Consider the following 13,810-nt stretch of genomic DNA (forward strand, 5'->3'; position numbering starts at 1 on the left):
TTGAATTTAAAATTATTCATTACATATGAGTACTACAACACAATACGTTCCTTATAAAGTTAAGGATATCTCCCTTGCAGAATGGGGTAGAAAAGAAATTACCCTTGCAGAAGCAGAAATGCCTGGTTTGATGTCTATCCGTGAAGAATACGGACCATCTCAGCCACTTAAAGGGGCAAGAATCGCTGGATGTCTTCACATGACAATCCAAACGGCTGTGCTTATCGAAACTTTGGTAGCTTTAGGAGCTGAAGTTACCTGGTCATCTTGTAATATTTTCTCTACACAAGACCACGCTGCTGCGGCTATTGCTGCTGCAGGGATTCCGGTTTATGCCTGGAAAGGTTTGAATGAGGAGGAATTTGACTGGTGTATTGAGCAGACTCTATTCTTCGGAGAAGACAGAAAACCATTGAACATGATTCTTGATGATGGTGGAGATTTAACAAACATGGTTTTTGATAAATATCCTGAATTCACAAAAGATATCAAAGGTCTTTCTGAAGAAACTACTACAGGAGTACACAGATTATACGAAAGAATGAAGAACGGAACTTTAGTAATGCCGGCTATCAACGTCAACGACTCTGTTACTAAGTCTAAATTCGATAACAAATACGGATGTAAAGAATCTGCAGTAGATGCTGTAAGAAGAGCAACAGACGTAATGTTAGCGGGAAAAAGAGTGGTAGTTTGCGGATACGGAGACGTAGGTAAAGGTACTGCTGCTTCTTTCAGAGGAGCTGGTTCTATTGTTACAGTAACTGAAATTGATCCAATCTGTGCTTTACAGGCTGCCATGGACGGTTATGAAGTAAAAAGATTAGATACTGTAGTAGACAATGCTGATATCATCATTACTACAACAGGTAACTTCAATATCGTAAGAGGAGAGCATTTCCTTAAAATGAAAGATAAAGCGATCGTATGTAATATCGGTCACTTCGACAACGAAATCGATATGGCTTGGTTAAACAAAAACTACGGTGAGACTAAATCTGAAGTTAAACCTCAGGTAGATATCTACACTATTGAAGGTAAGGAAGTGATTATCCTTGCAGAAGGTAGATTGGTGAACTTAGGATGTGCTACAGGGCACCCAAGTTTCGTAATGTCTAATTCTTTCTCTAACCAGACATTGGCTCAAATTGAACTTTGGAACAACTCTGCTGCTTATGGAAACGAAGTATACATGCTTCCTAAGCACTTAGATGAAAAAGTAGCTGCTTTACACCTTAAAAAATTAAGCGTAGAGCTTGAAACTCTTTCTCCTGAACAGGCTGAATACATCGGAGTAGATGTAAAAGGTCCATTCAAACCAGAGTACTACAGATACTAAGATTTACAATAATCTATGATATTATCCCACTATTCCGAAATAGTGGGATTTTTTTATAAAAGCTTTTCAGCCATTATGTATTTTTGCAGACTAAAAAAATAACATGAAAAAATTCTTATTTCTGGGAATAATGGGCTCTGTCGTATTCTTAAACAGCTGCAGCAGCAGTAATGATGAAACTAGCGTTGAACCTGAAAAAAAACTGTTACTAAGCAAGTTTACTACTATTTACTATGATAATCCTTCTAAACCTGAAACCGTAGATCAAACATTCGAATACAATAATAAAGGTGAGGTTATAAAAATCCTGCACAAAGGATTAGCAACAACTTTTGAGTATATCGACGGGAAGCCGGTAAAAGCAAACTTCTATAATAATAAACAAGAACTCTCCTACTCATCTGTGTTTTATTATAAGGGAGCTTTATTGGATAAAACTCAGGAGACTTATGTCAATTCGTTGTCAAGAACCACAAACTATACTTATAATACCAATGGACAGCTTACCAATATTACCAGTTGTATGGCGGGTAATTGTACTGATCCTGGGAATACTTCCTATACTTACTCCGGAGACAATGTTTCAACAGAAATCATCTCAACACCTGGATCTTCTAGCTACACTTATAAAGAGGAATACTCCTATGACAATAAGCTGAATCCTCATACCAATACCAATAAGTACCTGCGAATTTTGATGGGTAGCCCAGACATCATCAGTAAAAACAATTATATCGTAGATAAAAGCAGTACGAAAACCGGAACCACTTGGACTGCCGGTGAAACCACTACTTATACTTTAGAATACAATAGTGCCGGACTGCCGGTAAAGGCAACAGGAATGGGCAGCGACGGAAAGCTTTCTGTTCTGCATACCTACGAATATATTACTCAATAAATTCATATGATAACGACTCTCCAGTTTTGGAGAGTTTTTTATGATACAGTATTTATTGAATTCCAAAGCAATTATCTTTACAATCTCTTAGAAAAACAAAACAAATTTTGAAAGTATTAAACAGAAATTCTTTCTTCATCCCCGTATTTTACCCATATTTTATCCTCTACTCAACTGAATTTTATAAAAAATGAATATATTTAACGATTAAACAAAACATTAATTCATGAAAAAACAAAAAGTATCGAATGCATTTATCGCAGCATCCTGGGTAGCACTGGGAGCAGGAATGATCGGTTTTATTGTAGGTCTTGCAAGAGCGGAAATGCTGCTGAATGAAAAGGGATATTATTTCACCATTCTTCTTTATGGTTTATTTGCAGTGGTTTCTCTGCAAAAGGCTGTTCGTGACAAGTTAGAAAACATTCAGGTAACAGATATTTATTATGGGATCTGCTGGTTTGCTACATTATCATCTATTGTACTACTGGCCATCGGACTTTGGAATGCCACTATTCTTCCCAGCGAGAAAGGATTTTATGCTTTTGCCTTCTTACTCGCCCTTTTTGGAGCTATCGCAGTTCAGAAAAATACCAGGGATAATATGATGCAGGAATAACTAATAAACTCTCCAATTTGGAGAGTTTTTTTATGAATACAACCCTACTCTCATCATCTAAATGTTAAAAATAGACTTGAAAATTAAATATAAAGTTAAAAAATTACATCATTAATATATTTTTAATTATATTTATCCCAATAAGTAGTGAAATTATTAAAAAACAGTTCAACATAAGAACTATTTTTCAATAACAACCAGTAAACTTATAAAAAACAATAACCATCTGTAAAACAATAAGCATGAAATTCAAGAGAATCTCTATCGTTATTTTCATTCTATCCACTCTCATTGTAAAAGCACAAAACGAATTTACCACCATTTGGAAACCTGATTCTAATGTGATACCCACCATGAATGTAAACGCACCGTTTCAGGCCAATTCTCAACAAATATGGTTTCCCGGAATAGGTGAGAATTACACCATTACCTGGGAAGAAGTTGGATACCCTCAACATAATGGTATTCTTGATAATGTCACTTCTACCAAACAGGTTCTTATTGATTTCGGAGCTTCACTCAATGATGGCAGCGCGGCTACATATAGAGTAAAAGTGAGTAACGGAAACGGTGTTTTCAGACAAATACAATTCGGAGAAGTACAGCTATTTTCAGCTCCCGAACAGTATATCCCTGTATGGCAAATTAATGGAAGCGCTGATAAAATTTTAGAAATAGAACAGTGGGGAAACATTTCATGGAAAACAATGAAGAGTGCCTTCAGCAATTGTAAACTGATTCAGATTACCGCCACAGATGCTCCTATTCTTAGCGGTGTTAAAGATGCTTCTTTTATGTTTTACGGTACAACAAGCTTTACAGGTGCCAGCTCTATGCAAAATTGGAATACCTCTAATATTGAGAATTTCAGCTATATGTTTTCACTTTTATTCAATCCTTCACCCAACAACCTAATACAGGATCAGTTCAATTCACCCTATATTAATAGCTGGGATATGTCATCTGCTACCGACCTCTGCACTATGTTTGCAGGAAGAGGTATTTTCAATCAAAGTTTAGATAACTGGAATGTTTCCAAAGTAAAAGATATGAGCTGGATGTTTGCTCAGTGTTTAAGCTATAATCAGCGCATGGACAACTGGGATACCTCAAGTCTTGAGGATATGCATTTTATGTTTCATGTCATCCCCGTTTTCAATCAGCCTTTAAATTGGAATACCTCTAAAGTGACCAATATGGCGCATATTTTTCATGGTTGTAAAGCATTCAATCAATCATTGGAACATTGGGACACAACAAAGGTTACCAGAATGGATCAGATTCTTAACGACGCCACAAGTTTCAACCAACCTCTCGGAAACTGGAATTTAGCATCTCTTGGGGATGCCAATTCAGGCTTATTTGGGAGTGCCATAAGTTGTGAAAATTACAGCAAAACCCTTGCAGCATGGGCAGACAATCCCAATACAGCGAACAATGTTTCCTTTGGAGTGATAACACCACTAAAATATGCTCCCAATGTATCGGATAAAAGAGATATTCTTGTCAATAAAGGCTGGATATTGAACGGAGATGTACCAGGAAGCTGTTTCTTATCTGTCTCTGAACTACATCCTAATAAAAAACTTTCCCTATACCCTAATCCCGCGGTGGATGATATTCATATTGAGGGATTGGCAGATATTAAAAGTTATAAAATCTATGATGCCAGCGGAAGACTCGTAAAGGAAGGAAATCCTAACAGAGATATGATCAATATAAATAATTTACCAAAAGGCAATTACATTTTACAACTGATAATGAAAGAGACTGTTATCTCTTCAAAATTCATTAAAAAATAATCATAAAACTCTCGATATGGTATTGAAAAAATTGTATATAGGACTTTTTATTCTGCTGTTATCTATGGTAAAAGCTCAAAATGAGTTCATTACCATCTGGGAACCCGGCTCTACAGTGATACAGCCCATTAGTGTAAGTGCTCCCTACCAGGCCAATAATTATCAAATATGGTTTCCCGGAATTGGTGAGAACTATGATATCTATTGGGAAGAAGTAGGCTTCCCTCAACATAATGGTTCCCTTATTGGAGTAACTTCCACAAAGCAGGTTTTAATTGATTTTGGATTGTCATTCGCGGATAAAGATACCGCAAAATACAGAGTAAAAGTAAGTAATGGCAATGGCATCTTCAGACAAATAAAATTCGCAGAGGCACAGGAGTTTCAACTTCCTGACAGTGTTTTCCCGCTATGGGAGATCAACGGAAGTGTTGATAAAATATTGGAAGTAGAACAGTGGGGAAACATTACATGGGAATCTATGAGGAGTGCCTTCAGCCATTGTAAACTCATCCAGATTACAGCAAATGACAGCCCCAATCTTAATAATGTTGAAGATGCGGCTTATATGTTTTATGCTATAAAAAGCTTTAAGGGTGCCAGTTCCATGCAAAACTGGGATACTTCAAAGATTAAAAATTTCAGGTTTATGTTTGCCGTTATTTACGACAGTCTCAATGCTACACTTCCTGATCAGTTCAATTCTCCCTATATTAGTAATTGGAACACCTCATCAGCCACAGATCTTAGCTTTATGTTTACAGGAAGATCAATTTTTAACCAAACATTAAATAACTGGAATGTTTCGAAGGTAACTGATATGAAGTGGATGTTTGCTCTTTGCCCAAGCTACAATCAACCTATGGATCAATGGAATACTTCAAGTCTTGAAGATATTGGCTATATGTTCCATTTCGATTCTGCTCTCAATCAACCTTTAAACAACTGGAATACTTCTAAAATTACCAATATGGCCCATGCTATTCATGGCTGTACAGCTTTTACTCATACGTTAGAAAGTTGGGATATGACCAAAGTGACCAGAATAGATCAGATCCTGAAAGAAACTCCGAACTTTAATCATTCCCTTGCAACCTGGAATCTTGCCAGCGTAAATAATGCCGCCATGGCATTGACTGAAGTAGGAATGGATTGTGAAAATTACAGTAAAACACTGGCTGCATGGGCAGATAATCCTAACACCGTTAATAATATTGATTGGGGTAGCTTAGCGCCTTTAACCTATGCTGCCAATACAGTAGATAAAAGAAATTTTCTGATCAACAAAGGCTGGATAATGTCAGATGATACGGTTGGAAACTGTTTGCTATCATTATCAGATCCAAAACTAAGAAAAAAACCTTTACTTTATCCTAATCCTGCAGTAGACGATATTCATATTGAAGGATTAAATGATATTAAAAGTTATAAAATTTATGATGCCGGCGGAAGGCTTGTATTGGAAGGCAACCCTAATAAGGATATGATTAATGTAGGATCTTTACCCAAAGGAAATTACATTTTACAGCTCATTCTGAAAGATACTACCCTATCTTCAAAATTCATTAAGAAATAAAACAAAGAAGCCTCACTTTTCAGCGAGGCTTTTATTTTGAGTATAAAATAAACTATTTGTCAAAATGATTAGGATGCTGCGCTTTGATATCATCCACAGTTCCCAATACTTTATCTTTTAAAGAATCCTGATATTTCTGAAGTTTTGCTGCTACTTCTTCATTACCGCTTCCTAATATTTTGGCTGCCAGAATTCCCGCATTTAAAGCTCCGTTTAAAGCTACTGTGGCTACAGGTATTCCACCAGGCATCTGAAGGATAGATAAAACAGAGTCCCATCCATCTATAGAATTACTGGACAAAATCGGAACCCCAATCACCGGAAGTGTAGTACAGCTCGCCACCATTCCCGGAAGATGAGCGGCACCTCCTGCTCCTGCAACGATAACTTTTAAGCCTCTTTCCTGAGCTGTTTTGGCATAATCGAACATTCTTTCCGGTGTTCTATGCGCTGAAACTACAGTCAATTCATATGGAATATCCAGGCTTTTAAGAAAATTTGCAGCCTGTTCCATGATCGGCAGATCACTCTGACTGCCCATAATAATTCCTACCATCTTCAATTTTTATTAGATGGTCAAAGATAAAAGTCTTCTTTCAAAATCACAACTTTATTCGTTTCTAAATAAAGAGGGTGATATTCCTTTTATCTTTTTAAAAAAACGATTAAGGTGACTTTTATCCGTAAATCCGAATTCATCCGCTATTTCACTGATCCGCATATCGCTGTGCTGCAAACGGTTTTCAATAAGTCCCATTTTATAATGAACAACATATTCATTTAACGTCTTTCCCGTATTGCTTTTAAAATAACGTCCGATATACGTTTTTGAAATTCCGAATACCTTACTTATATTTTCACCCGTCAGTTTTTTCGGATTATAAATATGACCATGAACATACTGAATAATGTCTGCAACTTTATGATCAGTTGTTTCATTTACTTCCAGTATTTCCTCTTTCATAAGGTTTTGAGCAACTGTTGTCAATACAGTCTGTACCAAAAGATGGTTCAGTTCATTGGCATAGAAATTCTTACTATGCATTGCAATCATAAGACTTTCCATAAGTTTTTTAATAATCTGGTGATCTTCTTCTCCTTTAATAATGGCTCCCTGTATAGTATGGTTGGAAAAGCTCTGATCGATACGTTTCAGAAAATCCTTTGTCATCGTATGAAACTGAAAAAAAACCTTATTAAATCTTATAAAAAAAAGCTGTGTTTTGGTTGTAAAGGTAAAACGGTGAGCATCTTCCGGGATAAGTAAAAAAAGATGCCCTTCATTATAGTGAAATGTATTTCCGTTAATATCCTGCGTTCCCGTACCTGAAACAATATATACAAGCTCAAAAAAGCTCACACTATGATCTCCCCGCGGGCATACCTCCATCGCTTCCTTTAAATCAAGTTCAAACGGTTGTTGTAGAAAATCCTTTTTCATGACAATATTATACCCTTTTATGATGTAAAAATACAACATATAAATGTTCTTAATCGCAGAAATTTGCAGAACTAAAAAGAAAAACAATGAATTTAGATTTCAATACAACAAAAATGAAAACCCTTGTATTAGAGCAATTTGAAAAATCTTTTGTAGCAAAGGAAATGAATATACCTATTCTTAAAGATCATGAGGTTTTAATTCAAATCAAAGCATCAGGATTAAATCCTTTAGATCTTAAAATAAAAAACGGACAGGCAGCCCATGCCCAAGTAAGCCTTCCCGCTGTATTGGGAATTGATATGTCAGGAATCGTCGTACAAATGGGTAAAGACGTCAGGAATTTCAAAAAAGGAGATGAAGTTTTCGGAATGGTGGGTGGTGTTGGTGGTCATCAAGGTACTTTAGCAGAATATATTACGGCAGACTCGGAACACATCAGCTTAAAACCAAAAAACATTTCATTTCAGGAAGCGGCTGCAATTCCTCTGATATTCATTACTGCCTGGGAGGCGTTAGTAGATCAGATCGATATTCAAAAAGATCAGACCGTATTAATTCATGGAGGAGCTGGCGGTGTTGGGCATATGGCTGTACAAATTGCAGTTGCAAAGGGAGCAAAAGTATACGCTACAGCAAGTTCCGGCAATATGAAAAAGATAAAAAGCTACCACGCCCAACCGATTGACTATACCTCATCTGTTGCGCAATATGTAGATCAGTATACTTCAGGAGCAGGTTTTGATGCAATCGTAGATACCGTAGGAGAAAGTATACTTGACGATTCTTTTCAAGCTGTAAAGAAATATACAGGCCACGTAGTGAGTATCCTTGGATGGAGCACCCATAATCTGGCTCCTCTATCTTTTCGTAATGCTAAGTATTCTGGAGTGTTTACCCTATATCCTCTGCTTACAGGCGAAAGAAAAAAACATCATGGAGATATTTTAAAAGAAGCAGCTCAGTTATTTGAGGCTGGAAAAATAAAAGTACAGCTTCATCATCAGACTTACTCTTTGGAACAGACTGATACGGCTTACCATCTTCTTGAAACAGGAAAAGCAACCGGAAAAATCGTCATCGATATATCTTAAAACAGGAATAATCTACAACTCTACGATATTGGCCAATATCTGTATCATTAAAAATCTACCAATCTGTACCCATATCTTTCATTAAAAAACAGCTAAATTTGTTCGTTACACTTTAATTTACCTTGAAGAATTATAAACTTATTTTCGCAGTTCTCACTGTTGCTATGGTGTGGGGAACTACATTTCTAGCCATCCGTGTTGCTGTAGAAACCATTCCTGCCTGGTTTGTGGCCGGAATTCGCCAGTTTCTGGCTTCTGTTATCATGCTTTGTGTACTTCTCTCAAGGAAACAGTTCAAGTGGATTGGATGGAAAAATCTGGGCTATCAGATTATCTTTGCTTCACTGATGCTTGTTATTGCCAATGGAATGACTACCGTGGCAGAAGAAAGTGTATCCAGCAGTCTGGCTTCTCTTATCAGCGCCTGCTCTCCTATTCTCGTATTCCTGGGAAGTGTGGCGGTTGGGCTGCAGAAATTCAGCTTTCGTGCTTTTGCCGGTGTTCTGATGTGCTTCAGTGGAATCCTTTTTATCTTTTGGGATGGTCTTAAAGATTTGGCAAACCCTGAGTACAGAATGGGAATGATCTTTCTTTTCTGTGCCATTGGCGGATGGGCTTCCGGAACAATTTTCACTAAAAAGTTGAATATCCAGAGCGGAAATATCACACTGAATTTATTTTATCAGTTCCTTTTTGCAGGAGTTGTACAGATTATCTTTGCTTTTGCCTTTTCCGAAAATTATAACTTTGGAAACTGGACTCCAAAAAGTATTTTTGCAATGCTTTATCTTTCTGTTTTTGGTTCTGTAGCTGCATTTTTTGCTTTTCATTATGCACTAACCAAAATTTCTCCGGTGCAGGTATCTATCTTAGCTTATATCAATACTATTATTGCTATATTTTTAGGCTGGCTGATTATGGATGAACAGGTTACATTCAAGTTTATTCTGGCTGCAGTACTCATCATCTGTGGTGTTTTTATTATCAATTATAAACCGGAGATGTTCAAAAGACAGAAACAGATTATATAGATCACCGTTTTTTGCAAGGTAGATGATTAAAACCCGTTCACTTTCAACCAATTCAAAAACATAGCAGGCCATTCAACCGTGTCAGTTCCTTTTTTACCTAATCCCCAGCCGTGTCCTCCCGTTGAGAATAGATGAAATTCAACCGGAATTGCATTACTTTTTAAGGCCTGATACATCAAAATACTGTTTTCTACAGGGGAAATCGGATCATCTTTGGCATGGGTTAAAAAAGTGATCGGAGTCTGAGCATTCACCTGCCTTTCAACAGAATATTTGATTTCCTCTTCTTTATCGGAGGTCTTCCCCAGTAAGCTTTTGAAAGAATGAGTCTTATTATTAGGAGGAAGCATCGAAACAACAGGATATATCATTCCTGTAAAATTCGGTTTGGCAGAAACCTTATCAATATCATCTTTCGGCGGATAATAGGCAGTATCAAACGTTGAAGAAATATACCCGGCAAGATGCCCTCCCGCAGAAAAACCAAGTACGCCGATCTTATCGGGATTAATTTTATATTTTCCGGCATTCTTCCTGATTATTCTCATAGCCCGTTGTGCGTCCTGAAAGGGGACTAACTTTGTAGACCAGCCTTCGTCAGGAAGTCTGTATATCAATTCAAAAGCAGTAATCCCTTGAGATTTCAACCACTCAGCTGCAGGATAACTTTCTGAGCCGGATTCTATATGTGCATACCCTCCTCCACTTATGATCAACACAGCGGTTCCGGTGGGACTTTTTGGCTGGTGAACAATCAATTGTGGAACACTGACATTTGTAAAGGAGCCTTTCGGAGAGATTTGGGTACTTCCACCAGGGCCGGGACCATCAGGAATATTTTTCCAAAGAGGAATAGACGGCAAGTTATTTTGGGACGTATTCTGTCCAAAAACAAGACCGGAAACCCATAAAAAAACAAAAAGTATTTTTCTCATTTTACTGATTTTTTCAATGTAACTTAGATAAATACAGCAATTAAAAATACCTACACTATTGATAACCGTCTCTATTTATTTCAATATTAAAATTACTACATATGGTTGATAAGTTATATAGAGAACATTGAGATTTAATATTTTTATAAGGTTTTAATGTTTGACTTTCTAAAATAACCAAACATCGTAATATTATACGTGTTTCAAAGAATTTTAAAACGACATTTATCCTTATTAAAGGCAGAATCTGACAGAAAAACATCATAAAATACAGAGATATTTTCTTATGTTTCCCTCATTTTTCCTTATATTGTATACCCAACTCATACAATATGCTGAAAAACACATTTTTTTTATTTCTGGCTGCCTCTTTTATTTTAGTAAGCTGTGATTACAAAGAAAAAGAGAAAAACCTAACAGACAGAGAGAAACAATTACTGGAGAAAGAAAAATTATTTGCTAAAAAAGAATCCGAATACCAATCTCTTCTAAAAATGAGAGACAGTATTTTTGCCAAAAAAGATTCGGTGGTTATTGCGACGTGGCCTACCGAAATTTCCGGCCCCTGGAATGGAAAAGTGATCTGCACAGAATCCAGCTGCAGCGATTATGCTGTAGGCGACCAACGTACAGACATTTGGGAGTTCGATAATGATTCTACCCAACCTATTACCAAAATTATCAATAACAACAATCTGGTAAGGTTATACACGGGTAAATTTGAGAATAATGAGATCAGACTTTCTTTCAAAACTGATTCTACGGCTAAAAAAAATGTAGAAATGAGCGTTCTTCTGAATGACATTTCTGATAACAAAATCAAAGGAACAAGAACCATCACTTCCGATGGCTGTACGGCCAAGTTCTCTGTTGAATTAGTACGTTCCACCAAATAAAAAACACTTATGATTTTACTGAGCATACACAATCTGAGTCTTCCCATCGAAGATCCGGTATTAAAGTTCCTATTGGTACTCGTCATCATTCTTGCAGCTCCACTCCTTCTGAATAAGATTAAAGTTCCCCATCTGCTGGGTCTTATCATTGCCGGAGCTATTATTGGTCCCAACGGATTCAATGTTTTGTCGAGAGACAGCAGCATTGTTGTAACCGGAACCACAGGGCTACTCTATATCATGTTTCTTGCCGGACTTGAAATTGATATGGGCGATTTTAAAAAAAATAAATGGAAAAGCCTCACTTTTGGAATTTATACATTTACCGTTCCTTTTGTTCTCGGGTATTTGGGCGGATATTATCTTCTTCATTTCTCGATGCTGACTTCTATTCTTTTTGCCAGCCTTTTTTCGTCTCATACACTGATTGCATATCCACTGGTCAGTAAACTGGGTATTGCAAAAAATAAAGCAGTAAATATTACAGTCGGAGGAACCATGATTACCGATATTCTGGCGTTATTGGTACTTGCTGTAATTGTAGGTATGTCTCAGGGGGATGTAGGAACCGAGTTTTGGGTAAAGCTTTCCGTTTCCTTCATCGTTTTTGCATTGATTGTCCTCATTCTATTTCCTATTATAGGACGATGGTTTTTCAAAAAGGTAGATGATAAGATCTCGCAATATATTTTTGTACTGGTAATGATCTATCTGGCAGCAATGCTTGCCGAACTTGCAGGTGTAGAAGCTATTATCGGAGCATTCTTCGCCGGATTGGCTTTAAACCGACTTATTCCTCATACTTCTTCGTTAATGAACAGGGTTGAATTCGTAGGAAATGCGATTTTTATTCCGTTCTTTCTGATCAGTGTAGGAATGCTTATTGATTTTAAGGTTTTCTTCAAAAGCTGGGAGACCCTTGAAGTAGCAGGAATAATGCTGGTAGCTTCTATCGGTGGGAAATACCTTTCCGCAGTAGCTACGCAAAAAACATTCAGACTGACAAAAGAAGAAGGAAAACTGATCTTCGGATTAAGTTCTGCTTCTGCAGCCGCTACTCTGGCTTCTGTAATGGTAGGTTATAATATTATTCTTTCGGAAACGGAAACCGGTGAACCTGTCCGACTGTTAAATGAGCATGTACTGAACGGAAGTATTCTTCTGATCCTTATCTCGTGTACGATTTCATCTTTCATTTCAATGGCTAGTGCTCAAAAAATTGCTGAAAGTGATAATGAAGATACGGTTTCCGGAAACAGTCATGAAGAAGAAAACATTTTATTGGCCATCAATCATGAAGAAACGGTTGAAAGAATGGTTAATCTGGGAATTTTGATAAAGGCTCATTCTAATACGGAAGATTTTTTTGCGTTAAATGTCATCAATGAAGATAAAAATGAATCTTCAGTAAAAAATGCAGAGAAGCTTCTTCATCAGGCCGCCGATGCCGCAGCCGCAGCCGATGTGAAATTGCAGACTTTCAAAAGGTATGACAATGATGTGATCAACGGGGTAAACAATGTGATTAAAGAGCAAAATATCACCGATCTTATCATCGGTTTAGAAGATGAAAAAGGCTTCTCGCCTTCGTTCATTTACAATCTTTATAACGGATATCTTCAGAATGATGATGTAAATGTATTGGTATATCATGCAGCACAACCTCTGTCAACAATTAAGCGATATGCGGTGATGATTCCTGAAAACGCCCATCAGGAAGCTGGATTTTTCCATGCTCTTCTGAGAGTCTGGAATATTGCCAGAAATTCGGGAGCAACAGTAGCTTTCTACACGCCTGAGAATATTCTTGATATTTTGCAGAAAATCATTAAAAAAGCCAATATAGAAGCTGAGTTTATCATTATGAATACCTGGCAGGATGGTGAAAAAACTGCTGCCCAGCTAAAAGACGATGAAGCGTTGATTATTTTCATGGCTAAACGAGGAATGAAGTCCTATATTCCAAGGATGAGACTTATTCCTGAGCTGCTGAACAGGTACCTGAACAATAATAATTACCTTTTGATCTTCCCATTCTCCGAGTATGACAAAAACAGCCCAGAGATACGTTCTGTAGGCAATCATGGAGACTTTGTGGAAATAGGAAATGTAATCCAGAAGATTTTTAAGTAAAAAATTACTGACTGGTATTGATCAGATACTTTGTACATTAAATAAA

12 protein-coding genes are annotated in these 13,810 nt (G+C 37.0%); 9 read left to right on the plus strand and 3 right to left on the minus strand.

The window, feature by feature from the left end; genetic code table 11:
• Positions 1-25: 25 nt before the first annotated feature.
• From ahcY to ACQ76T_RS12040, 5 genes are all read left to right on the plus strand, one after another.
• Positions 26-1,339 carry an adenosylhomocysteinase gene (ahcY, locus tag ACQ76T_RS12020; protein WP_431343531.1) on the plus strand — a complete coding sequence of 438 codons (1,314 nt, stop codon included), beginning with the start codon at positions 26-28 and terminating at the stop codon, positions 1,337-1,339.
• Between the two features lie 103 nt (positions 1,340-1,442).
• Positions 1,443-2,237 (plus strand): hypothetical protein, encoded by a 795-nt coding sequence (locus tag ACQ76T_RS12025; protein ID WP_431343532.1) that lies wholly within the window; start codon positions 1,443-1,445, stop codon positions 2,235-2,237.
• 226 nt (positions 2,238-2,463) lie between these two features.
• Positions 2,464-2,856: an inner membrane protein YiaA gene (yiaA, locus tag ACQ76T_RS12030; RefSeq protein ID WP_422693434.1), complete on the plus strand. Its 393-nt coding sequence runs from the start codon at positions 2,464-2,466 to the stop codon at positions 2,854-2,856.
• Between the two features lie 242 nt (positions 2,857-3,098).
• A complete protein-coding gene (locus tag ACQ76T_RS12035) occupies positions 3,099-4,658 on the plus strand; it encodes a BspA family leucine-rich repeat surface protein (protein ID WP_431343533.1) in 1,560 nt (519 codons plus the stop codon).
• 16 nt (positions 4,659-4,674) lie between these two features.
• Positions 4,675-6,234, plus strand: coding sequence for a BspA family leucine-rich repeat surface protein (locus ACQ76T_RS12040; RefSeq protein WP_431343534.1), 1,560 nt, complete (start codon positions 4,675-4,677; stop codon positions 6,232-6,234).
• Between the two features lie 52 nt (positions 6,235-6,286).
• Here ACQ76T_RS12040 and purE read toward each other — a convergent pair whose 3' ends face one another.
• Positions 6,287-6,790 carry a 5-(carboxyamino)imidazole ribonucleotide mutase gene (gene purE / locus ACQ76T_RS12045; protein WP_034699885.1) on the minus strand — a complete coding sequence of 168 codons (504 nt, stop codon included), beginning with the start codon at positions 6,788-6,790 and terminating at the stop codon, positions 6,287-6,289.
• 54 nt (positions 6,791-6,844) lie between these two features.
• Positions 6,845-7,675, minus strand: coding sequence for an AraC family transcriptional regulator (locus tag ACQ76T_RS12050; protein WP_431343535.1), 831 nt, complete (start codon positions 7,673-7,675; stop codon positions 6,845-6,847).
• Between the two features lie 86 nt (positions 7,676-7,761).
• Between ACQ76T_RS12050 and ACQ76T_RS12055 the strand changes: the two genes are divergently transcribed.
• The gene (locus ACQ76T_RS12055; RefSeq protein WP_431343536.1) at positions 7,762-8,769 is read left to right on the plus strand and encodes a zinc-dependent alcohol dehydrogenase family protein; all 1,008 of its coding nucleotides are present in this window, start codon (positions 7,762-7,764) and stop codon (positions 8,767-8,769) included.
• Positions 8,770-8,891: 122 nt separating this feature from the next.
• Entirely contained in the window at positions 8,892-9,800 is a 909-nt protein-coding gene (locus tag ACQ76T_RS12060; RefSeq protein ID WP_431343537.1) for a DMT family transporter, read from the plus strand.
• A 26-nt stretch (positions 9,801-9,826) separates the two neighbouring features.
• Here the strand turns inward: ACQ76T_RS12060 and ACQ76T_RS12065 are convergent, their stop codons facing one another.
• Positions 9,827-10,735: an alpha/beta hydrolase gene (locus tag ACQ76T_RS12065; RefSeq protein WP_431343538.1), complete on the minus strand. Its 909-nt coding sequence runs from the start codon at positions 10,733-10,735 to the stop codon at positions 9,827-9,829.
• A gap of 332 nt (positions 10,736-11,067) precedes the next feature.
• Between ACQ76T_RS12065 and ACQ76T_RS12070 the strand changes: the two genes are divergently transcribed.
• Together ACQ76T_RS12070 and ACQ76T_RS12075 are read left to right on the plus strand one after the other, a co-directional pair.
• Positions 11,068-11,631, plus strand: coding sequence for a hypothetical protein (locus tag ACQ76T_RS12070; protein WP_422693441.1), 564 nt, complete (start codon positions 11,068-11,070; stop codon positions 11,629-11,631).
• 9 nt (positions 11,632-11,640) lie between these two features.
• Positions 11,641-13,764: a cation:proton antiporter gene (locus ACQ76T_RS12075; RefSeq protein ID WP_431343539.1), complete on the plus strand. Its 2,124-nt coding sequence runs from the start codon at positions 11,641-11,643 to the stop codon at positions 13,762-13,764.
• The last annotated feature ends 46 nt before the right edge of the window (positions 13,765-13,810 follow it).

The organism is Chryseobacterium sp. JK1 (genome assembly GCF_050632815.1).
Classification (GTDB): domain Bacteria; phylum Bacteroidota; class Bacteroidia; order Flavobacteriales; family Weeksellaceae; genus Chryseobacterium.